The following is a 21,613-nucleotide window of genomic DNA, read 5'->3' on the forward strand; positions in this document are numbered from 1 at the left end:
GGTTTCCTTGACGATTTTACCAATCGGCATTTTCCAGAAGTTTGAGGCAGTTTTGCTGTAAAAGTCAGTCGGAGTGCCAAACCATAAATTCATGGCTCCCGTGTTGTAACGCTCCACCGTTAATAAAATAAACTGACCATTAATACGGCGAATAGCCATCGGGCTGTATTGCACGGATTCTGGCGCATCAAACCGGGTAAACCCGGTTAAATCTGGATTCATAAAGTACAGCTGCGAGGGATAAGCATTCGTTTGTGTGCGAATGCCACCATAAACTGTGCCAGTCTGGTTGCGGGAATATTCGACCGCAATTGTTGGCTCACAATAAACCGTGGTTGAATACTCACCGTGAGCGATAACATCCTGCGTTACGATAGTGTTTAACGGGTCGCTGATATCAAACGACATAAATCCGACGCGCGACGAGTTCGCAAAATGGTACCCCGTAATCATCCGCCCGGTGGTCGGCACAAAACACATATCGTGAAACAGTTCCGGCACATATTCGATATCGTTAATGGTCTGGGTAACTGCCGAAATTTCGCCGACTTTTACCCACGACGCCCCGCCGTCCGTCGATTTATACAGGTTGTAAAACGTCACGCCGACCTGATTAGTTGCGCCACGGCTGCGAACAATGCCCCACAGATGATTGTCACTATCCACACCCAGTGACCACCAGTCAGTCCCGCGCGCGTAGTTTTCCCCGGTAACGACATATACCGGCGCTGACCAGCTCACACCATCGTCATCACTGTAGGTAATCACCGGCACGGTACCTTTTCCGCCGTGGGCTGGCGCACTGTTATAGCCACAATAAATCCGCCCGTTACCATCAATGCACAGCTTGCCCTGGGGCCAGGAATTCAGGTTATACCCGGTTTTCTGGCGGCGGGTTACACGCCCGATACGCACCGCCTGGCTGACCAGTTCCCCGTCACGGTTCATTCCGTAAAACAGGCGGTCGATAAGAACCGGCTTCATTGCCTCAAAGGATTTCTGCACAGAACCGATACCCGCAATTCCGGCTTTAATTTCCCCCTCACTGCTCACAGCATAAATATCCTGTAGCGCTTTCGTCATCCCTGGCAAATACACGCCACCATCGGGCGCGACGGACAGAAACGGATTGCCGCTGGCGTCATGAAAAACAGACAGCATTGACGAGTTGTCAGCGCCTACGACTTCTGCGATACCTTCAACGCTTTCAATGCCGCTCCTGACTTTACCGGCGTATTTAATCGCGTACTGGTCCTGTAATGAGCCGCTCATCCCGACAAGGTGGAATGAACCATCGGAAAGAAACACGCCGAAATTATTCCCTGCCGCATCAGACAAAAATGCCAACGGCGTTAACGCGGATTCAGTAAACAATAATTCATTGATAGCGTTGACCTGCGCCTGTCCCGTCGTCTGCGTAATGAGCGTGGCGATGCCATTATCATTGCGATACAGGCACTCTTTTTCATCTTCGCCGCTGAAGGCTACACGGAACGTCTGACCGGTAAAGGTAGCCTCCAGCCCGGCAAGGGTGCCGTCCGGGTCACCCTCTCCTGGAAAAACGGTCACAGAAACCGAACGACCATCAAGGATTTTTTTTCCGGTGGCGACAGGGTTGCCGCCGGTATTAGTGAACTCTTCCACCCACACGCGGGAATCCTGCGAACGAACCGAAAAACGAGCCCCTTCTGGTATTTTCCCGGCGGTAATTGCGGCCTTTGCTTCGTCCTCTGTCGAAAATGGGATTTCACCGGTTTTAATCAGCTGGTTATAGGATTCAAGCTGGTCCTTCAGGTACTGCGTCCTGTTCGCCAACTGCTGCGCTTGTTCGTTGGCTTTCCCCCCGACGCCACCCTCAACCTTATCTGAGCGACGCAGCAAAGAAACGCCGTTTTCCCACTGTTTTTTTTCAATGATGTTTGTCACGCTCAGCCCTCTGCATAATTAAAATTACTGTCGTAGTGCGTTTCACCGTCGTAGTAAATACCGTTGCCCGGGTCATATCCTGGCGGATATACCGTAACCATCTCACCATCCAAAAAAGAGGCGCCCACATTGGCAATCCCCTCAATTCCAACAGATATTGTCAGTTGCGATATTTGACGGCTGACTGGTTTCGCTTCCCCAATCAGACGATTAAGCTCGTCCAGTGTTTTCGGGGTAATGCCGATATCGTTTACATCTACCTCAAGCCGAAACGTTCCTGGTTCGTCGCCGACGTCGAACCATTCCGCAAACGTCGCGGAAAACCCCATATCCTCGATCACTCGACGCACAGCTGCGCGCGTACCCTTCCTGCGATGAAGCCAGTAGGATTGCTGGATTGACGCTATTTTTTTCTCTGCCGGCCAGTTCTTATCCCACCGATCAACCGACAGCGCCCACGCCAGATACGGCAATAAATCAACCGGACATGTCGTCGGCGTCCACAGCGTGCGAATAGCTACCGTGATTCCGGACAGCTTCGCCGTAGCAGCTTCGGCGCAACGCATCCACGCGCTGGCAGAAGGAGGAAGAAGCGTGTTATTCATCCGTTCCGCCGCTTTCCAGGTTGTAGCCGATATTCCTGGCCGCCTGGATATCGCTGATCCTGATATCGTCTGGCGGAGCATTCAGCACGACACGCTGTACGCCCTGGACATGGAGCGCCGCTGAAATGGCAGAGCGCGCCACGTCTCTGCTGATTTTTTTATCGTTCTGTTTCAGGAACTTTTGCAACGATGCATCAGCCGCATTGATGATCGGCTCTGACTCCGGCCCCGGATACAGGTACAGCGTGGCGTCAATCTCGTAATCGACAACCTCAGCGCTGCGCACCGTCACGCGATCACCCAGCGGGCGAACCTCTTCATCATTTACCGCTTCGGCAACTGCGGCGAGCAGTTCTGGCGACGCGGTACCGTCACCCTCCGTGGAGAGCACCGCAACGACCACCACTGCCGGTGCCGGGCTGGAAGCCCTGGCATCGGCAACTTTTCCGCTGGCGCTGCGGGCAAAATATTCATAGGCCGCCGATGGCCCGGCAACGCTCATTCCCTCAAAAGCAGCCTGTGCTCGCAGGCGTAACGCCTCGTCACTTTCCATTTCGGCATCGGTTGTCTCGGTTGCTTCGGTCTTGATCAGGCGTTCGGTATCGAGGTTCGCCGCGATATTATCCAGATCGTCGCCGGTCGAATGACTCAGCATGCAGGCGGCCGCCCCCTCGTTAATGCGCTGGCGCAGTAACATCTCGCGATATGCCAGCGCCTGGGCAAGCACGTTCAATGGTTCGGACTCCAGCGCCAGGGCGGCAATAACAGCGGCCTGCTGATCTGCCGGATAAGCAGCTACCATCACTGCTTTCACCTCGATCAGAATTTCTTCAAAATCCAGTTCCTCGATAATGGTCGGCTGCGGCAGCTGCGAGAGGTCAATTGTCGGCATTTTTAGCACTCCTTAACGTTACCGATCTGGTGCTCTTTTCCATGCTTTCAGTCAGCATTCCGGATAACTCCGCCGTTACTGCGCCCGAAGCAGAATAGTGAATATTGATAGCGTCAAGCGCGAGCCGCGGCTCCCATGCCGCAAGCGCGATAACTGCTGCGCTCATCAGTTGCAGGCGCGTGACGTCGTTCTGCGGGCTGTCGATCAAATCGGGGCATAGCGAGCCGTAATTGCGGCGCATAATGCGCGTATTAACCGGCGTCAGCAGAATATCGCCCACGGACTGCCACACATGATCTTCATCCGTCAGCGTCCCGGTTCCGTTCGCATTCATACCGCGATAGCGCTCACTCATCGGGTGCCCTCCGTCCAGTTATCACCGCGTTCAACTTTGCCGTGATTGTGGTTATCCACCTGCACGCCGTTAGAGATAAACGCCCCGCCGGTATGATTAAAATCACCGCGCATTTCCCCGCCTTCGGTGATATCAAGATTTTTCGCGCGCAACAGGTTGGTGCAGTTCACCTCCGGCGTATCCAGAGTGACAATCACCGACGCCTCGATCGCCGCCGATTTAATACCTGTCACCTGTAAGGCGCCCGCCTCGGCGTCATAACGAAAACGCGCACCATCAGGAGCCGTGACTACCATTTCATTACGCGTCGCGCCCGGTGCCGGATTGTCATTGCTGTACAGGCTACCGCCAATGATGGCGGTATCCGTGTTACCGCCGAGACACAAGAGCCAGACCTGCTCGCCAATGGACGGCGGCACCCAGACCTTAAATGCCCCGGCCCGCTGCGCGTTCCAGCGCAACCAGGTCGTTTCCAGTCCGCCGCTTTGTACCCGTACTCGCCAGTTTTCCTCGTCGATCTCCGTCACCGTACCGGTGCGGCCGATGTTCTCCAGCAGGCGAATCAGTTCGGCAATATCCATCAGCGCACTCCCAGAGAATCAATCACCTGCCGGGCAATCATCATGCGATCCGTCTTACTCAGGCCCAGCAGTTCACGGCGGGGATAGCTCGCCATCGCGCCGCTGTCATTCACCCGGTCACGCAATCCATACTGGTGAACGCGGGCAATACGGGCCGCCACGCCAGTGAATCCCACGCTTGCCCCTTCAGAGGTGGCGCGAGCTTTCAGAAAACGCGAGGTGCGCAGGCGGCGGAACATGGGATCGGCTTTCGTCGTATCGCGGCGAGTCTCGTTGAAGCTGATATCGAGATAACGCTCGATATCAGCACGGTAAAACGACCGCACCGCGCCTCGTCCTTCATCAAATCCGGTCAACATGCGGCCACGACTACCACGCGTCGCCCGCCAGTTACGCAAGCGGCGCTCTTCCCCCTGCCAGATAAACCCGATCCCGGCCTGCGAGCGCAGTACCCGGCGGTGCCGCTTCTGGTACGGTGTGCCGTCCGGCGAAACCTGCTTACCGATCCGCTGGCTCTGAGTACGGCGCAGCGTGGTGGCAATGCCTCTTGCCGTGCGCAGGCGACGTGCTGGCGTCATAGCGGAAAGGATTTCTGCGAAGACCTGATCAAGCTGTTGAAACAGCGCAGCATCGTTGCTCACGTCATCTCTTCCTCAAAGCCCGGATCAAAGACCACTTCCCACTCGCCGCCATTAATGCGGGGTCGGTCTTCCGCCAGGTGCGTAGCAACGGGTTTTCCGTTGACGTTCTCCACCATGACGCGCTCCCAGACCGGCACCTTAAACAGCACATCGGCCATGTCATCGCTGATAATGTCCGCGTCAAACTCAACTTTGCGGTTATTGTCCGGGTTGAGCAGTAAATCAGGCTGGTAATGCCATACCCACGCCATGATCGGCAGCATGAGATCATCCACCTGCCCCGGAAAGTCCACGGCCAGCACCTGGATGGTGTAGCGATACATAAACGAGGGTTCGCCGGTCGCCTGCGTCTCAATGCTCCCCTTATCCACCCAGACGGTGATCAGTTCAGGGTTGGCCTTACACCAGGTGTTTGCGGCGATCAGCGCCTCGCGTAACAATTCGGCTTTTTTCACTTCATCCCCCTGGCTATTCTCCGCAGTTCCAGCTCCCGAATGCCCGCCTTATCCGCGTTGCAGGTATCCAGCGCATCAAGTAGCGCATCAGACCAGATCGCAAGGCTCCCGTAGCGCATTGGTCTGGTCGGTGGCACTGGCGTTTCAGTTTTTGCCGTCAGGCTTTCTGGCAAAGGCTCCTGAATGATCACCGGCGGCGACTTCGGCGGCGCGCTGGTACAGGCTGTCAGCGACAGCGTCAGGCACAAGAGCAGCAGCGCAGGGATCGCCGGCCAGTTCAGTTTTGATATTTTCACGACGTTTCTCCCCGGCTTCGTTACGCTTTTGCCCCAGCGCTTTCACACTGGCTTCAATCTCGCTGACGTCCTGGCGCAGCGCCCGCACTTCGGCCAGCACATCGCCGGTCTGGTTCAGTTTTTGAGTAGCGTCTGCCAGCGCTCTTTCTGCGGCTTCGCGCTTGTTGGTTTCCGTGGTTAACCGGATGCAGGCCACCACCAGGAGGACACAGATCACCGTGATAACGGCAAGCAACCCTTTCATTTCGCCCCCTTAAACACAGGATCTGACAAGCACCACTCCCGGAACTCTTCCCGGCGGTTGACCAGCCCCTGCAAGCGCCTGCCGCCTGAGTTAACAAAATCCGTTACCCGCTCGCAGACGCTGCGCCAGTCAGCCGACTGCGCGTTACGCCAGATTGTCGTTCTGACCTTCTTCCCCTGCCTGTTGGTGTACCAGGCAAGCCCGCTACAGCCGACATTAAATGCGCTATCGGTAAGCGCTTCAAAAACGCGCTGCGGTGCAGCTGCGCCGTTAAACTCGCGGCTAACGCAATGCTCTGCGCGCATTAGATCATTCACCCAGCGCTCTGCGATCTCCTGTTCGGCATACTCCCGGTTCTGCACTTTCCCGGTGGAGCCGATCCCCACGGTTAATACGCCTGCCGGGCAGTAATACGGGGTCTTGCGACAATCCTCATATTTCGCCATCTTCAGTTGCGCTTCCGGGCTGGTACGCAGTGACTGCGGCCAGAGCGCTGCGGCCAGCGAGATAATCGCGGCGACAGAGCAGGCAATAACGCCCTTTTTCATCGTGGCGCCTCCCTGATAGTGCGGATCAGCTCTTTCACGTCCTGCCGGTTTTCGGTGTCGTCGCGAATGGCGTCGATCAAATCGTTCAGCAGCACGTTATTAGTTTCATGGATCCGGGCCATCCGGCGGCGATGCATTTCACCTAACACCGCCACCACAACCCCTGTTACTGCCGCAATAGCCGTCAGCCAGTCCTTTTGCGTCATCATGCCGACGCTGCCGAGGAACACCGACCAGAGGTATGCGGCCCAATTCCAGGCGCGGTTTATTAACTCCATAGCTGCACCGTCTCCTTTGTCGCCGAGGCGCTCACCTCCGGCAGTTCCACCACCTGCCCGGCCTCCATGAAGATCTGATCGGCCAGTGACTTGTTCGCAGCAAGCACAATCTCGGTGACACCCTGGGTGGTGCCGTAATAACGCTGGCAAAGCAAATCCACCGTATCGCCCTGTAAGGCCTTCACTTTCATCAGAATGCCTCCGCAGAATTGCGAACTTCGCCGCGAATATCGGAGATAGCCCAGCGCGCATCACGCCAGTGATCGTTTGCCTGGCTTGCCAGCGCAGCGGCTTTCTTCTCCCCGGCGTCGCCGGTCGTGTCCACATCACGGAACGTTTCGATCAGCAGGGCGCGGGCTATGCTGTAAACCGCGCGGCGCCAGCGGTAAACCTTTGCGCTCTGCCCGTTAATTTCCATTGCTGGCACGGTATCCAGTGATGCAAATCCGGCGTTCTGCTGTTCGATCCGCCAGGTATCGAGCTGGTCAGCGGCATGGCCTACCGCCTCGATAACAACATGCTTCAGCCGCGAAGTTGTCACCGTGCCGTTAATGCGCATCTCCTTACGAGCATCGCTCAACACAATTTCGGGCCAGAACGCACCGGCGGTGACTTTCTCTCCGCCGTCGTCCACATCCGGCACATCCTCTGCTGAGGGGGTTATTGTGCGGGGGGCTACAAGGCTCATGGTGTAGTCTCCAGAAAAGGTGGCGGTGAGCGGACGGAGAAAAGAAAACGCAGTGCGTTGCAGATCTCCGACCGCGCCGCCAGCGCACGGGGCGCAAGTCGGTTATTTTTTGGCGGCAGGCGCTTTTTTCGTTGTGGTTTTGCGCGCCGCTGGTTTTTTGGTTGTGCTTTTACGGGCGGCTTTAGGCGCAGGCTTTCCGGCCGCCACCGCCGGAACCGGTGGTGCTGCAGGGCTATCACTCTGCCCCTCTTCGCCATCGTCGCCAGTAGACTCATCCTCGGAAATAGTCGCAGCAGCGGTTTTCTTCAGCTGACTGGCGAGTTTGTCGATCAGCTTTTTCACGCCTGCGCCAGGATCCATGATCAGCGCAGTGCGCAGCAGCCCTAATGCGGTTTCCTGCTCGGCAGGCGTGCCGTTGCGCAGTGCAAAAGCGCGTGCTTTGTGGAGTTTGGCGCGCACCATGTCTGGCATATCGCTGGCTGCGGTAAACTCGGCTACTTCATCGAGCACCGCCAGATATGGCGATACGTCGGTGCTGTCGTCAGCCTTAACCTGAACCAGGATCGGATCACAAATTTCATCGACCAGAGCTGTCGCCGCCGTGCGGTTAAATCGGTCTGGCATCGCCAGGTTATGCGCGATGACGTAACGCCCGATTCTCGCCGCCAGTGGATAATCACGAACATCTATCGCCCAAATCATCAGGCGCGTGATCACTTCATCCTGGCGGCCGCTATTACCTTCGAGCGTTCCCTCAATCCACCCCTCGTAATTGGGTAGCATCTGGCGCTTAAGCGCGGCTTTCGCCTGCTCGCCCTGAATTTTTTTAAGCGCGGCCATATCCATGCGCATGCGGTGCAGGATCTGCTCATGCGCAGTGCGCGCCGTATCGGACAAATCCTCAGCCTTGCCATGACGTTCAGCCATGACGCGTTGAAAATGTCGTTGTGCCGGTGTCAGCATTGTTTCTTCCCCGATGAACGGCGGGCCGAAGCCCGCCAGTGTGCGGTTACGCGCCGCCTTCCGGCGCCTCGGCAAAGGTGATGCCGTCGATAAATGCGACGTTGCCGTAATCCTCGATCACAAAGTCATCGTTTGAGGACTGGTATGTCGCGATGCGGTTGTACTCCGGCTCTTCCTTGATCGTCCGGCGCAGTCCGCCGCGTTGGTAGTACACCGACAGGTTTTTAAACGGCGTGATCAGTACGCCATTTACCGGGAAGTAAGGCGCGATGAAGGTCGGCATGTTGCCAACGCGTTCCTGCGCAACAATCAGCTGACCGGCCAGCATTTCGGTGTTCGGGTTGGTCTGGCTCATGGCATTAATGGCCGGGAAATTGCCGGTAGTCAGCAGGTCGCCCGCCAGGATCACTACGTTATCCGGATTGCGTTTGTGCCATTCATCCATAAGGCTGTTTTTCGCGTCATAGACCGCGGCGCCGAGGTTGCCGTAGGTACCTTTCGCAATGACTTTGTTATCTTCATCGCGTGAGGTGATGGTGACGCCGGAAATCACGCGGTGTGAGGCTTCAGTGCGGATTTTCTCCAGCCAGCCAATGCCGCAATCCTGCAACAGCGGGTTAGCGGCACGATCTGACGGGTCGCTGTATTTGGTGCCGTTAAAGCCAATCATGATGCGATCCAGCGACATCTGACGCGCCATCGCCTTACTAATCAACGGCTGGAAGTCCGGCATGTGCGCCCAGGCATCAAGCTGTTCGTAGCTGATCCCGTAGTCGTAATTGACCTTACGGCACATATAATCAAACGGCTCCATCGCATGATTTGCGCCCGGGTTACGGCGGGTAGTGATGCTGTTGTTGACGCCAGCCATCGGGCCTTTGCTACCAATCAACACTTTCTGACCGATCTGCTGATTAACGCCAAACACGTTAATTTTGCTCAGGAAAGAATCGCTCTCCTGCGCTGCCTGCTCCAGCTTTTGCTGACGGGTTGGATCAACCGCAAATTTCGCAGCAACTGCCGCAGGCGATACGCCGTTTAACTGCGCCTGGCGCAAAATGTACTGGTCAAACAGCTGGCGGGTATTGTTTTCCATGTTCTCTGCTCTCGTTGTGAATATCAGTAATCAGCCAGCTGCGCGTTCGCGCCGCCGCCCGCCGGTGGTCGCTGGCTAAAGCTGGCATCGGTGGTGCTCAACTTTTGCCGCAGTTCGGCCAGCTCACTGGTGAGTTTCTCAATGGCGACTTTGTCCTGCTGGCGCTCCTGCTCGGCGGTGTTAAAGCGATCAATCTGCTCTGACTGCGATTGCGCCACGGCCTCAACGACCTGGTGCATCTGGCTGAAGCGCTGATCGTCGGTTTTCTGGCCTTTGCCGATGATGCCCATCACCCGGTTAAACCACTTAACCCCTTCATCACTGCGCTGGGCGGCCAGTTCGATCACCTCTGCCTCCAGGGCTTCGGTAAACATTGGCGCTTCGCCCTGCTGGTTGTTAAAGGCCATCACCGAGGCGCGTTGCTGCGCGGCAAACTTCAGGCGATCGGTACCCAGGCTCGCCGGGGTGTCGGTCATCGCCAGCCCCACCACATAGGCTTTTCCGTTGAGGGCAAACTGAGGATGTAGCTCAATGCTTGAGTAGACTTTCTGGCCTTTGTCGGTCATCTGCACCATGCGATCTGATGGCTCGATCTCGGCATAAAGGGCGGTTCGTCCTGCTAACGGGCCGTCGGTAATGTCTTCAGTGCTGAGTGCCACCACATCCCCCATCGCGCCAAAATCGCTGTTCGGGAACATAGAGAGATAGTGCTCAATGTTGACGCGTGCGCCGTACACCTCCGGGTTGTAATTCGCTGCTGCATCGCGAAGGTGCTGCGGTTGAATTTCACGGCCATCAACGGTGTTTCCGGAGACGGCAACGCGGAATTTCTTACGTGGTTTTGCTGTGCCTGCCATGTTCGTTTACTCGCTCGGTTTCTGAGTTCCCGGAGATGATGGCAGGGGGTGGCGTGCGCTCTCAACGCGTTGTTGTTGTGAGGGAATCGCCACAACCAAAAGCGAGCGAAAGGGTACGCGCGCGCGGGTTAATCTCCCCGGCAGGAAGCGAGGAGGACAAATGGCGATTGAAGAAGCATTCATCATGCAGCGGGCGCGGCAGCTTTACTGGCAGGGGTACCCGCCAGCGGAGATTGCACGCCTGATGGGTATTAATCAGAACACGGTTTACTCATGGAAAAAGCGTGATGAATGGGACGCCACGCCACCGATCCAGCGCGTGACGACGTCCATTGATGCACGGTTGATACAACTCACCACCAAAGACAAAAAGACCGGCGGCGACTTCAAAGAAATTGATCTGCTTACGCGCCAGCTGAAAAAGCTGGACAACGGTACAGCAGCCACCCAGCCGAAGAAGAAGATCCGCAAGAAACAAAACTATTTCTCAGAGTCGCAGATTGCAGCACTGCGCGAGAATATTCTCGGCTCTCTGCACTGGCATCAAAGAGGCTGGTACGACAACCACCACTGGCGCAACCGCATGATCCTGAAAAGCCGTCAGGTTGGCGCGACATGGTACTTTGCGCGCGAAGCCCTGGTGCGCGCCCTTTCCGACGATGTGAAGTACAAGCATCAACGTAACCAGATCTTTCTGTCGGCGAGCCGCCGCCAGGCGTATCAGTTCCGCAGTTTTATTCGCTCTGCTGCCGCTGAGGTTGATGTTGAGCTGAAAGGCGGCGACATGATCCAGCTGTTTAACGGCGCCGAGCTGCATTTCCTCGGCACGTCCGCTGCAACGGCGCAGTCGTACACCGGCAATCTGTATTTTGATGAGTTTTTTTGGGTCGGCCAGTTTGCCAACCTGAAGAAAGTGGCCGGTGCGATGGCGACGTTAAAAGGGCTGACGCGTACCTATTTCTCCACCCCGTCAGCAGAAAGCCATGAGGCTTACCCTTTCTGGACAGGTGAAGCATTCAACAAAGGGCGCAGCCACGGAAAGCGGGTTGAGTTCGATACGTCCTGGAAGACGCTAAACAGCGGGCTGATGTGCCCGGACAAAATCTGGCGCCAGATCGTCACATTGCAGGACGCTATCGATCACGGCTGGGATCTGACCGACATTGACGAAATCCGCGACGAAAACAGCCCGGAGGAATACGACAACCTGTACGGGTGCCAGTTCATCAAAAGCGGTGAAAGCGCCTTTGACTATAACCGGTTGCTGGCATGCGGCGCAGACGGCTACGACGACTGGCCCGACTGGCGCCCGTATGCCTCCCGCCCGATGGCCGATCGCCCGGTCTGGATTGGCTACGATCCCAACGGTGCCAGCGGTAAAGGCGACAGCGGCGCCATTTCAGTCAATGCCGTGCCGATGGTCGCCGGTGGCAAGTTCCGCACCGTCGAGACGCTACGCATACGCGGGATGGAGTTCGAAGAGCAGGCCAATCTCATTATCGGCATGCTGAGTCGCTATAACGTGCAACACATCGGGATTGATGGTACCGGCATCGGTGAAGCCGTTTATCAGCTGGTTAAAAAGCCCTTCCCGGCAGCAGTCTGTTACCAGTTCTCACCAGCCAGCAAACGCATGCTTGTGCTGAAGATGCAGCAGCTCGTTCGCGGCGGCCGCTGGGAATATGACCGGGGAGAGCTTGATCTCGTTGGCGCGTTCAACTCTGTTCGCAAGATTGTCACCCCCGGCGGCGTTATCACTTACGACACTGACCGCTCACGCGGCGTCAGTCATGGCGATCTCGCCTGGGCGACGATGCTTGCCACCATTAACGAGCCGCTGGGACAGGAAGGCGGCAGCAGTATGACAGTTACGGAGTATTAACCTTGAGCAAACGAAAATCCATGCGCGGCAGGCAGTATGCCAGGGAGCAGGCCGATCTCGCCGTCTCGCTAAAAGCTGCACCCGAGCTGAACTCGTTCACATTCGACGGCCCCTGGCCGGTGAGTGGCGCGTATGACCTGCTCGATAACATGTACTGCGCCGATAACGGGCGATACTACGAAACGCCGGTTGACTGGTACGGGCTGGCCCGCCAGTTTGGTTATGCCAGCTGGCACCAGTCGGCGCTGTACTTCAAACGCAACGTGCTGGCCGGGTGCTTTATCCCGCACAAACTGCTGTCCCGCCAGGTATTCTCATCCTTCGCGCTTGACTGGTTCGTGTTCGGGAACGGCTATCTTGAAATGAGGAAAAACCGGCTTGGCGGTTCTCTCGGCTTCCGTAACTCACTGGCTAAATATACCCGTCGTGGCTCCGACCTGGACACCTACTGGTTTATTCAATCCGGTCTACAGGATCACCAGTTTACAACTGGCTCGGTCTGCCACGTCCTCAGCCCGGACATTCACCAGGAAATCTACGGTATGCCGGAGTATTTCGCCGGGTTGCTGTCTGCGAACCTGGCACACTCTGCCGACAAGTTCCGCAAACTCTATTACGACAATGGCTCGCATGCCGGGTGTATCGTCTACGTGAACAGCGCAATGGCCGATCAGGAGAGTCTCGATAAGCTGAAGAAGACGCTAACAGATACCCGACGCGGCGGGGCATTCAAAAACATTCTCCTTCATGCCCCTAACGGCGGCAAAGACTCCGTGCAGATCCTGCCGTTCAGCCAGATATCGGCAAAGGATGAATTCGTAGGGGTGAAGTCTTCCACCCGCGATGACATGTTAGCCGCACATCGGGTGCCGCCTCAGTTAATGGGCGCCATTCCGGAAGGCAACGGATCATTTGGCGATATCGAGAAGGCGGCTCGCGTCTTCGCCGTCAACGAGCTGACGCCATACATGGAAGCAATGAAGCATGTTAACGACTGGCTGGGTGAAGAGGTGATCCGCTTCAATCCTTACGCACTGCTCGAAGGCACGAAGTAACACCAGGCCGCATCGTCATTTCTGGCGGTGCGGTACCCGCCAACCCGTACCACCGCCCTGATCACACTGACCGCTCACTCACTTTCGAATCCCTACACCTCACCAGAAGCCGCCAGCGCCATTCTGGCGCATTCACTCGTTCGCTTTCTCCAGATCCGCACCAGAAGTCAGCGCGCGACAGGACGCGATTGGCGAACGATACGACCCCCTCCCTTACCCCCTTTACGCGCGCTTGCTCCCCCGCCTCGCCTGCGCGCTAAACCGACCTCTTTTTGTGCACTTTGTGCAGACCGCCCAGGCCCCGCCAGTGCTGGCGCTGCGTAGCAAAAACATCGTTTCAAAAATTGTGCAAATTTGTGCAATTTCTTGCGTTCACGAAAAGCAAAAAAAAGAGGCCTACCAGGCCTCTTCTTGTGTACCGCTCAACGAAGGGTTAACTCCCGTTTTTTCTGGGAACAAACGCCGGGGATAACATAGTGGAACCGATTTTGTCCGCCTCTTCTTTTGCTTTGAATTGCGAGTAAGTATCGGTATCGAAGAATGATATCCCTTCTATCTCATCTTTAGGAACCAGCGTCCTGAAGTCTGCGAGTGTAATCTGACCATCCCCGGCGCCGCCGAGAATACCGCTATCCATATAGTGCCGCTTGTAGTTCGTTGTTACGTTCACTGTCAGAGTATCTTTATCACGATAACCACTAAGCAGCGGTAACATCTGCAAGTAATCAGTTTTACCATGCTCAAATTGAGGGCAATCAACTATCCCAACATAGAATTTCCGCGAACCTAAGGTGATGATTACTGGCATTTTTCTAACGGCTGCTTCAATGAGAAGGCTTTCCAAAGGGTCGTGATGTACGGCTTTAACCAGCGCATCAATCCTTCTGTCAGCATTACGGCAGACATGCCACCTCATGCCACGCCCTGCCGCCCAAGCTAACAACATTGACGTCACGCCAAAAACTGCAAATTTCAGATCTGCGAATTTAAATTGCTCTGCGGGGGATAGGGGAAAAACACGCTTGATAGTGCTTTCCGCGATGAAGTCATGCGACAGCAGGAAGCCATAAATCCAGCGAAAGATACCTAGCACACTGATAAACGAGCACAAAAGCCAAGCAACGAGGGTAAACAAGACGCCCCACGCTGCAACATAAAAATAAGCGTCCCAACCTTCGGAACGCTTAAATTTATATCGAGCTGAAACAGATCTAGTTACGTAGAGGTAGCCACTAATCAAAACGACGGCGAGAATGATTGTATTCATTCACCTTTCTTTCCAGACTCTTCCTTGATATCGCCGAGCTTCTCAATCTGGCGAGTGATTGCATCTACAACCTCTTTTTTGTTGAGGTCAAGAGATACATAGCCATCACGACTAATGGTGTAACTGTTTTTGTTGTCCTTCAGAGCCTTGGTCAGTCGCTCTTTCGAACTGAACATAGCCCCGGATAATGACAATCCGAATGCAAATGACATATCCGCCTCCTTTGTCCGGTTGCTATCCAGAAATTAGAATAAAATCATAAATATAAAAACAATCGCTATGCGCGACTGCTTAGAGGTATGCGCAGTACGCGCTCATTTGATATTGCTATTGGTTACGTTATGTATAGTAAAGCATGAACCATAGCAACAGTTTTTGCTGTGTGTGCGTACAATATTTCGGATTATCACTACATATTGTGTATCGGTTAGTTTTACGCCACTACTAACCGATTATCTGCCCGCTTTTAGTCCTCGACTTCGCAAAGCGCCTGCATTATCGCCAAACGTTCGGCATGCGGGAGGGCCAAAAACTTCATTTTCCAACGGTTTGCTTTCCGCTTTATACGGTAACGATCATTGTAGTCTTTACCCGCGAAAGTGTGAGAGTACGCGCGCCCCTCTGCAAAGTTCATCCAGATTTTCTCCGTTCGCACGCCGCCTCGCGTCATGGCCTGAAACTCTCGCGAGCGCCAGCCCTGCAAGGCGTTGTCATAAACAGAAGAAGGATACCCGGATACGATTACGCTCACGTTTTCCGGCGTCGAGCAGAGGCACTGAAGCAGGCGGTGATGATCGCTAACGGTGTATTCATGTCGATAACGCGCGGAACTGGAACGTGTTTCATGAAGGTATGGCGGATCGGAATAAATCAATACCCGACCGGCAGAGGAGAAATCGAAACGACGTAAAAACTCAACGGCATCGCCAACATCAATAAACAACGTATCTGCCAGCCTATCCAGAAAATCAGGGTTGCCCTGGTTAAATGCTTCGACGGTTTGCGGGTCGATATCGATCCCCCAATTCACTTTTGCCGGAGGTTTACGCAGCATGATCGCGCCGCCGCCTAAATGCGTTTCAATGTAGGTATCGTGCGGCGGCATTTCAGCGATGATTTTTTGATAAACACCGCTGGCCGCCTTACTTCCCAGATAACTCATCGCTTTCTTATCCTCAAAAAAACCAAGCTGCAGCACCGCCAAAAATGACGGTGCTCGATAGAATGGCCAGCACGGTCAAAAGCGACCATGACCGGCCGCCAAATCACAATTTCATAAGGTTTTTGATAACAATCCGGGAAACAAGATTGTTGGTTTCTCTGGCTTTTTTCAGCAGGAAGGTGCAATGCTGATCTTTAAGCTCTGACGGGTCGATGCATTCACCATCGCTGTGCTCTACGGTTGCAGCGCCGTTCCCGTTGTAGATCAGATTCCCTTTTGCGTCGTACCCTTCGAAATAACTGATATATGCTGATTTCATTTTTTCCCCTTAACTTCAGTTTTGGCCTTTTGTTTGGCCGCCTTCTTCCAGCGCGTGACCAAGTCACACACCGCCATATATTCGGAAGTTGGTTTATCTTTTTCGCCTGCACGCCACACCTTCACCTCACGCAACCGGCCACCGTCCGCCGCCAACATCCCGCCACCGTGGCGAACGCGAGCACCGGCGGCGATTGACCGCACAACGTCATCACTGACGAAAACCCGACAGCTACGCAGCTGCGCGCCGATACAGTCGATCACCTCTTCTGGAATGCCGTTCTTCTGTAATGCTTCTTTTTGCTGCGCCTGGCGCAGTGCGGCTTCGGCCTTTTTCCTCTGGTATTCCGCAACTGCTGCGGCATAGTTATTCGCGCGCCGCTCGGCCTCGATCCGCAACTGCTCCCGCCAGCGCTGCTCTGCCTCTTCCGGCGTCAGGCTCATATCTTTCGCGGCGGTAACTTTTGGCCCCCATGTCAGCGCGGTTTCATCATCAACAGACGTGCGAAGACCTCGCGCAGTGCGCACGAAGGCTTGATCTGAGCTTTCGCTACCGGTTTTTTTCAGCCTGGAAGTGATCTCCTGCCTTTGCTGGCGTGAATATCGCCTTAAGTCTTCGATATTCAGCGGAAGTTCTGTCACTGAACTGTCGTCTGGCGCAGTTTTATCAGCTGTCACCGCCATTTCTGACGGTGGTTTTCCATCCGAAGCAGAGCGCCCCGTACAGTTATTGACAGAACTCCGAGGGGCCGCTGCGCGGCCTTCTAAGGTCAAATTCTCGACCGGCGACGGCTTACGCTTCGGCACAATCTTGTAATCGGTGGTGCGGGTGAAAATGACAGAATCACCGCCCGAATACGGGCAATAGATACCAGTGATTTTGGCGACCGTGTCACCATAATCATTGCCATCCTCGGTGTATTCATAGTTGAGGCGAACGCGCAGGCAATCTCGCGGAACAAATGGGCCGCCCTGGGCGTTGGTGTATCCCGGCCAGTCCGGCGCATCAGCTGCCGCGCGGGCCGCTTCAAGTTCCGGATGCAATACCAGCTCACGGCTACCCAACCGGCGCAGCTCGCGCCAGGTAGTAACGGGAGCGCCACCAATCTGCTGAAACTGGCGAATGCTCCAACGAGAAGCCCACGCCCTAACGCGCTTTGCCATCTCTTTGACTGGCTGGCCGGACTCGTCGTCTAACTCGCCATCCATGCCGTAACCGTCGATATTCTTTGAGATGTATTTCGCGATGTATCCCGTCGCTGAGCCAAATTTTTCATCAATCGGCGTGACGGTAAAACGGTGCTCTTGAGCGCCTGGCTCGCCACCGTCTTCACGCAGCGCATGTTTGCGGAAAATAGCAGTGGCGTACTCAGCCTCTTCTGGTCGCAGGAATAACAACAGGTGCCAGTGTGGGGTTCCATCATGATGCGGTTCGGCAACACGAAAACCAAAGGTGCGAATTTTTTCGCGTCCCCATTTGGCACGGACGCGCGACCATACTTTGCAGAGGTATTTCTGAGTTTTGCGCGGGCTGGCGTCGCGGTATTTATCGTTTCGCTTCCCGGATTGCACATGCGTTGAGTGATAACGCGACGGCGCAGTCAGGGTGTAGAACATGCCGACCAGCCCCATTTCGTTAGCCATATCTTCAAACCCGCGCATGCGTACCATCAGCTCATGGCGCGCAATCTTCGGGTTAGATACGCTACCCATGACCTTATCCAGCAAAGAACTACGCTCGCCGGTGTCCTGGTCTTCCAGCTCCATCGCATTAAGAAATTCAAGGTTTGCTTTCTTCTGGGCTACCCACTCCCTGAAGCAGGGATCGGAGCAATACGGCGATGCCACCTTGCTGACATAACCCGTTGCGATCATGAGGTGTTCGCGCCAGCGATCGTGGATACGGCGGATTTTACTCAGCCACCATTTTTCTTTCTGAAGGCGCGCAATAGCACGCAGTGCATCTTCGGCCTGAAGTGATTCATCGCAATATTTATCCCAACCCGGGATCGCAATATTGAGCGCTGTCGCCTTGCTGGCGATAAAGCCGTATGCGTAAAGTGTGGAAAACTCAACATCGGCGGTTTTCTCATACTGAAAATCAAACTCGCGCATAAACTCGCTTTTCATCAGGTTGGCGAGCTTATAGGCCAGTCGTTTCAGGCGCTTTTTGTCGGCCCACGGCAGCAGAAGGAATTCATCGCGCAGCGGGATAAGAATTGCTGGTAGGTTGCTTTGAGGTAGGTATTGCGCATTCACCGCATCAATACGGCGTAAAACATGACGCTCGAAGGTACCGAACAACCAACGCACCGCATCTTTTGGCTTGTTGCGTTCTAGGTTTTCAAGGTGCTGGGCGAAACGCTTACGGATAAATGCCGGGAGCGTTTGCACCCGGCGGCGGAGGTAGCTGGCGCGGCCTTTAAGGTCAAATGCTTCTCGCGCCTCCCCTTCGCGTGGGCGCATGGGGTAACGGTAAACCGCATCAACGAGATCACCATAGGCGAGCGTCTTCCGCTCGCCTTTTGGGGTGAGATACTCAATTTCAGGATCTGCGGCGTGATTTGGGTTAATGGCCTGCCGTTTAGCATTCCATTCCCAGGCTACAGCGGGGGAGTCAGACATAATCCACCGCCGCCATATATGCCTTTATGAACGCTGTCGCCGCTTCAATGTTGATGGCGTTTCCGTAGGCGCGCAGCCTTCCCACTCTGAGCGGATCAGTAACACCATCGACCGTTGCTTTTACCGCATCCCCGGTTTCTTTCCCGTGAAGGATCCCCGCGTGCATGGCTGTGGCTAACCCAATGGCCTTAACTTCGTTAAGCGCAGCAATGGCGCCCTTTATGTAGTCCTGTGAATGACTCATTTTCGATATTCCTGGTTGTAGGTTTCGTGGGTCATGAGTCGCCACTGCTGGCCGCCGTTCTTACTGAGCAAGCGCCAGCGGCGGCCAATGCGGATCACGAGATAGGCATGCGGTTTAACGCGGGAAAAATTGCGCTGACCGCGGGCGAAGCATTTCAGGGCGGCTAGCGCCCTGGTGCAGACAGGCAGCGGTGCGCTGCATATAACGGAGAGACGCGGATGCATGGCGGCCCTCACAGCGATTCAAGGTGCGGGGAGGTCAGGCGCTGCCAGATCTCACATGCCTGCTCGGTGCGATAAACGGCATCGGTCAACAAGCCGCCAGTGAAAGAGCGGCGCGGGTGCGGGGCGTACCCGGTAACGCCTGCGATATGAATGAGCGTTGAAAGGTTTCTGACTTCAAATGCCGGTAAGAATGGACTCAAATCATACCGGGAAACAGCATGCGCCAGCGCCGCAACACTAAGAGAATCACCCGCAGACCAGCAATAGAGCTTCTCGTGCTTTGAAGCTGTTGAGGCTATAAAACGACAGGCTCCTGCAACAGCATCGATCGCGCTGCACGTTGCGTTGATGACCTCTGCCCGTTGCGCAGAGTCCGCCCTCATGAGCTGCAAAACCGCCTCAGGATAAATACCGCCGACCGTTGTGATATCAACAGCGCGATAGTATCCGGGGCCGATCTTCCCGGTGGACGGCTCAAAGAAAGCACACTCGATGGCAAAAATTGGGGAGTCAGGGGATTTTCCCAGCACGCGAACATCTAACATGAAGTTATTCATTGCTTGTTACCCTCGTTATTGGTTAATTCGCGGTTGACGATCCACCGCTCGACTGATGAATAAATCTCTTCCGGGGTGAGGCTTTCCTTTTTCAGTAAGCCCATGTAGATGCGAAGCAGCCCCAACAATTGGGCGCGCTCACTTATGCGCGCATCGGTGTTTATTTGCATAAACTCCGGATCACTTATTCCGCTTTCCAACTTTATTGACTTGATCGACATGGCGACCTCCTGAAAAAGGCAAAACGAAGCCCCGGCAAAATGAATGCCGTTATTTTTAACGCTGGTTAATTAATGATTGGGGCGTGGTTTTCTTTTAGCCAGTTTGAATAACCTTTCGTGCCAAAAATACAGATAATCAATAAAGGTCATTCGTGCACGCTCATGATTACCGCGAATTGTTTTCTCCAGACCGTAAATAATTAAGTCAATCGACGGGCTGTCAGCGGTGACGTTAACGCGAGCGCCGTTCTTCAGGTGTACAGTGAAGCCCTGCTCTGCGCTTTCCACCGCTTCGCGTATCAGCATTTCACGTTCCCACGATGTTTTCTCTTCGGTAAACATAATGGCCCCTTTGACTACAGGATTTTTTTAATCGCGCTAGCAAGCGCGGCGACAATTCCTTTATTTATTTTCTGCGTATAAATAAAAGGTCTGTTCATTTCTTTAATAAAGCGAACCTTATTAGGTTCCGGCTTAAAGAAACGCCCGTCTGGAGTTTCAATCCAACCGCGTGTATTCCTGAAATGTGTGACCTGGCATCCATGCTTCAGCAGGCTGGCAATTGAAGGGATGTTTTCAGTGCTCATCGCTACACCTTGTAATTAATGAGTAATAAATCGGTTTTTATTAATAATTCGGTCTATCGTTTTGCATGCTTCAGCTAATGCAAAGTCAATCCCGAAGTAATGGCCGCTATGCGTGATCTGATAACGCTGGCGGCTGTATGGTTTTTTGCGTGGGAGCTTAAGAATAGTAAAGCCACGGTAAAGGCTGGTTTTACTATTCAGCTGCGAGACCGCTCCGCTAATTCCACTTTTCATGTACCCACTCCCTGAAGCAGTTCGCATCAAAGCCCCATCCACAGCAACCAGGCATCACGCTGTTCTACCGGGCGGTTGTAATACGCCTCACGCACTGCCCGGTTGAACTCAGGGATATACACCCAGCGTTCACCCGCGCGGGCGTTCGGTTTGGTTGGGTCGCGCAGCTCAATCACCGGCAGCTTTCTTGCCTTGATCATTTCTTCCACGGCGGACTTTGGCTTGCCGATCAGCTCGGCGAACTTCTCCACATGGACAGCATCAAGCGGATATTTGATCGCGTAATCGCTCGCTTCCATCGTTCACGCTCCTGTTAGCTCGTGTTAATCTCGTAAGATCCAGCCCTTTCTAAACCGTTCGAAAACGTTCTAGCGGCTGGTTTTCATGCCTGAAAAGGTCACTAATCACAAACCTTTTGCGAGAATATAGTCACTAACATGCAACCAAGTCAAATGAAAATGGGCCAGAAGCTTAGAGCAATCAGAAAAGCTGAGGGTATAACCCAAGCAAAATTCTGCGAAATCACTGGCATAGCACTAGGCACCGTAAAAAATTATGAAGGGGGGCACTCAGATCCTGGGATTCAAATCGTTTTGCAGGTAACTAACGCACCGCAACTACAGAAATACACGCTATGGCTGATGACTGACAAAACCGCCCCGCAGGCTGGTCAGATCGCACCGGCCCTCGCGCACATTGGTCTAGAATCAACGGAATCAGACCAATCCGGGAAACAGACTGGCTAACACTTTATAAGCATTACATTTTCACTATTTGTTACCAAGATAGTGATAACTGCGCCGGAGGGCTTT

30 protein-coding genes are annotated in these 21,613 nt (G+C 54.5%); 3 read left to right on the forward strand and 27 right to left on the reverse strand.

What is annotated here, in order from left to right; all coding sequences use genetic code 11:
* The 15 genes from ABLV54_RS03835 to ABLV54_RS03905 all read right to left on the reverse strand — a co-directional run.
* A partial coding sequence (locus ABLV54_RS03835; RefSeq protein ID WP_348813644.1) for a sialidase family protein occupies positions 1-1,926 on the reverse strand: 1,926 nt, incomplete at its 3' end.
* A gap of 2 nt (positions 1,927-1,928) precedes the next feature.
* The gene (locus tag ABLV54_RS03840) at positions 1,929-2,531 is read right to left on the reverse strand and encodes a phage tail protein I (RefSeq protein ID WP_348813646.1); all 603 of its coding nucleotides are present in this window, start codon (positions 2,529-2,531) and stop codon (positions 1,929-1,931) included.
* Positions 2,524-3,423: a baseplate J/gp47 family protein gene (locus tag ABLV54_RS03845; RefSeq protein WP_348813648.1), complete on the reverse strand. Its 900-nt coding sequence runs from the start codon at positions 3,421-3,423 to the stop codon at positions 2,524-2,526. Before ABLV54_RS03845 ends, ABLV54_RS03840 begins: the two co-directional genes overlap by 8 nt.
* On the reverse strand, positions 3,410-3,778 hold the full coding sequence (locus ABLV54_RS03850) for a GPW/gp25 family protein (protein ID WP_348813650.1): 369 nt from the start codon (positions 3,776-3,778) through the stop codon (positions 3,410-3,412). Before ABLV54_RS03850 ends, ABLV54_RS03845 begins: the two co-directional genes overlap by 14 nt.
* Positions 3,775-4,359 (reverse strand): phage baseplate assembly protein V, encoded by a 585-nt coding sequence (locus tag ABLV54_RS03855; protein ID WP_221013764.1) that lies wholly within the window; start codon positions 4,357-4,359, stop codon positions 3,775-3,777. Before ABLV54_RS03855 ends, ABLV54_RS03850 begins: the two co-directional genes overlap by 4 nt.
* The gene (locus tag ABLV54_RS03860; RefSeq protein ID WP_348813653.1) at positions 4,359-5,000 is read right to left on the reverse strand and encodes a phage virion morphogenesis protein; all 642 of its coding nucleotides are present in this window, start codon (positions 4,998-5,000) and stop codon (positions 4,359-4,361) included. The genes ABLV54_RS03855 and ABLV54_RS03860 overlap by 1 nt, the downstream gene beginning before the upstream one ends.
* Positions 4,997-5,455, reverse strand: coding sequence for a phage tail protein (locus ABLV54_RS03865; protein ID WP_348813655.1), 459 nt, complete (start codon positions 5,453-5,455; stop codon positions 4,997-4,999). The genes ABLV54_RS03860 and ABLV54_RS03865 overlap by 4 nt, the downstream gene beginning before the upstream one ends.
* Before the next feature lie 144 nt (positions 5,456-5,599).
* On the reverse strand, positions 5,600-5,995 hold the full coding sequence (locus ABLV54_RS03870; protein ID WP_348813657.1) for a DUF2570 domain-containing protein: 396 nt from the start codon (positions 5,993-5,995) through the stop codon (positions 5,600-5,602).
* Complete coding sequence (locus tag ABLV54_RS03875; RefSeq protein ID WP_348813659.1) at positions 5,992-6,543, reverse strand: lysozyme; 552 nt, start codon at positions 6,541-6,543, stop codon at positions 5,992-5,994. Before ABLV54_RS03875 ends, ABLV54_RS03870 begins: the two co-directional genes overlap by 4 nt.
* Positions 6,540-6,821, reverse strand: coding sequence for a hypothetical protein (locus ABLV54_RS03880; RefSeq protein ID WP_004187237.1), 282 nt, complete (start codon positions 6,819-6,821; stop codon positions 6,540-6,542). The genes ABLV54_RS03875 and ABLV54_RS03880 overlap by 4 nt, the downstream gene beginning before the upstream one ends.
* Complete coding sequence (locus ABLV54_RS03885) at positions 6,812-7,012, reverse strand: tail protein X (RefSeq protein WP_004187236.1); 201 nt, start codon at positions 7,010-7,012, stop codon at positions 6,812-6,814. The genes ABLV54_RS03880 and ABLV54_RS03885 overlap by 10 nt, the downstream gene beginning before the upstream one ends.
* Positions 7,012-7,509, reverse strand: a complete 498-nt coding sequence (locus ABLV54_RS03890; protein WP_348813662.1) for a head completion/stabilization protein — start codon at positions 7,507-7,509, stop codon at positions 7,012-7,014. Before ABLV54_RS03890 ends, ABLV54_RS03885 begins: the two co-directional genes overlap by 1 nt.
* A 102-nt stretch (positions 7,510-7,611) precedes the next feature.
* Complete coding sequence (gene gpM, locus ABLV54_RS03895) at positions 7,612-8,472, reverse strand: phage terminase small subunit (protein WP_348813664.1); 861 nt, start codon at positions 8,470-8,472, stop codon at positions 7,612-7,614.
* Between the two features lie 46 nt (positions 8,473-8,518).
* Positions 8,519-9,568: a phage major capsid protein, P2 family gene (locus tag ABLV54_RS03900; RefSeq protein WP_348813666.1), complete on the reverse strand. Its 1,050-nt coding sequence runs from the start codon at positions 9,566-9,568 to the stop codon at positions 8,519-8,521.
* Between the two features lie 23 nt (positions 9,569-9,591).
* Positions 9,592-10,425 (reverse strand): GPO family capsid scaffolding protein, encoded by an 834-nt coding sequence (locus ABLV54_RS03905; RefSeq protein WP_032414440.1) that lies wholly within the window; start codon positions 10,423-10,425, stop codon positions 9,592-9,594.
* A gap of 160 nt (positions 10,426-10,585) precedes the next feature.
* Between ABLV54_RS03905 and ABLV54_RS03910 the strand changes: the two genes are divergently transcribed.
* Positions 10,586-12,307, forward strand: a complete 1,722-nt coding sequence (locus ABLV54_RS03910; protein WP_348813668.1) for a terminase family protein — start codon at positions 10,586-10,588, stop codon at positions 12,305-12,307.
* Positions 12,308-12,309: 2 nt separating this feature from the next.
* The gene (locus ABLV54_RS03915; RefSeq protein WP_261647933.1) at positions 12,310-13,362 is read left to right on the forward strand and encodes a phage portal protein; all 1,053 of its coding nucleotides are present in this window, start codon (positions 12,310-12,312) and stop codon (positions 13,360-13,362) included.
* A gap of 433 nt (positions 13,363-13,795) precedes the next feature.
* Here the strand turns inward: ABLV54_RS03915 and ABLV54_RS03920 are convergent, their stop codons facing one another.
* The 12 genes from ABLV54_RS03920 to ABLV54_RS03975 form a co-directional block, all read right to left on the reverse strand.
* A complete protein-coding gene (locus ABLV54_RS03920; RefSeq protein WP_047049910.1) occupies positions 13,796-14,629 on the reverse strand; it encodes a hypothetical protein in 834 nt (277 codons plus the stop codon).
* On the reverse strand, positions 14,626-14,841 hold the full coding sequence (locus ABLV54_RS03925) for a hypothetical protein (RefSeq protein WP_047049912.1): 216 nt from the start codon (positions 14,839-14,841) through the stop codon (positions 14,626-14,628). Before ABLV54_RS03925 ends, ABLV54_RS03920 begins: the two co-directional genes overlap by 4 nt.
* Positions 14,842-15,095: 254 nt before the next feature.
* Positions 15,096-15,791, reverse strand: a complete 696-nt coding sequence (locus ABLV54_RS03930) for a DNA adenine methylase (protein ID WP_348813693.1) — start codon at positions 15,789-15,791, stop codon at positions 15,096-15,098.
* 103 nt (positions 15,792-15,894) lie between these two features.
* Positions 15,895-16,110: a hypothetical protein gene (locus tag ABLV54_RS03935; protein WP_064172677.1), complete on the reverse strand. Its 216-nt coding sequence runs from the start codon at positions 16,108-16,110 to the stop codon at positions 15,895-15,897.
* Complete coding sequence (locus tag ABLV54_RS03940; RefSeq protein ID WP_348813672.1) at positions 16,107-18,734, reverse strand: replication endonuclease; 2,628 nt, start codon at positions 18,732-18,734, stop codon at positions 16,107-16,109. The genes ABLV54_RS03935 and ABLV54_RS03940 overlap by 4 nt, the downstream gene beginning before the upstream one ends.
* Positions 18,727-18,978 (reverse strand): hypothetical protein, encoded by a 252-nt coding sequence (locus ABLV54_RS03945; RefSeq protein ID WP_348813674.1) that lies wholly within the window; start codon positions 18,976-18,978, stop codon positions 18,727-18,729. The genes ABLV54_RS03940 and ABLV54_RS03945 overlap by 8 nt, the downstream gene beginning before the upstream one ends.
* Positions 18,979-19,210: 232 nt before the next feature.
* Complete coding sequence (locus ABLV54_RS03950; protein ID WP_348813676.1) at positions 19,211-19,759, reverse strand: 3'-5' exoribonuclease; 549 nt, start codon at positions 19,757-19,759, stop codon at positions 19,211-19,213.
* Complete coding sequence (locus tag ABLV54_RS03955; RefSeq protein ID WP_019724780.1) at positions 19,756-19,980, reverse strand: hypothetical protein; 225 nt, start codon at positions 19,978-19,980, stop codon at positions 19,756-19,758. The genes ABLV54_RS03950 and ABLV54_RS03955 overlap by 4 nt, the downstream gene beginning before the upstream one ends.
* Positions 19,981-20,049: 69 nt before the next feature.
* The gene (locus ABLV54_RS03960) at positions 20,050-20,322 is read right to left on the reverse strand and encodes a hypothetical protein (RefSeq protein ID WP_032705922.1); all 273 of its coding nucleotides are present in this window, start codon (positions 20,320-20,322) and stop codon (positions 20,050-20,052) included.
* A gap of 14 nt (positions 20,323-20,336) precedes the next feature.
* Positions 20,337-20,567, reverse strand: a complete 231-nt coding sequence (locus tag ABLV54_RS03965; protein ID WP_348813679.1) for a phage filamentation protein Fil family protein — start codon at positions 20,565-20,567, stop codon at positions 20,337-20,339.
* A gap of 15 nt (positions 20,568-20,582) precedes the next feature.
* Positions 20,583-20,801, reverse strand: coding sequence for a hypothetical protein (locus tag ABLV54_RS03970; protein ID WP_048299726.1), 219 nt, complete (start codon positions 20,799-20,801; stop codon positions 20,583-20,585).
* 26 nt (positions 20,802-20,827) lie between these two features.
* Positions 20,828-21,100, reverse strand: a complete 273-nt coding sequence (locus ABLV54_RS03975; protein ID WP_032723883.1) for a Cox family DNA-binding protein — start codon at positions 21,098-21,100, stop codon at positions 20,828-20,830.
* 153 nt (positions 21,101-21,253) lie between these two features.
* On the opposite strand from ABLV54_RS03975, the gene ABLV54_RS03980 reads away from it, so the two are divergent.
* The gene (locus ABLV54_RS03980) at positions 21,254-21,547 is read left to right on the forward strand and encodes a helix-turn-helix transcriptional regulator (protein WP_040228736.1); all 294 of its coding nucleotides are present in this window, start codon (positions 21,254-21,256) and stop codon (positions 21,545-21,547) included.
* Positions 21,548-21,613: the final 66 nt, after the last annotated feature.

Origin of the sequence: Klebsiella sp. JB_Kp042 (assembly GCF_040065275.1) — a bacterium.
Taxonomy (GTDB): domain Bacteria; phylum Pseudomonadota; class Gammaproteobacteria; order Enterobacterales; family Enterobacteriaceae; genus Klebsiella; species Klebsiella quasipneumoniae.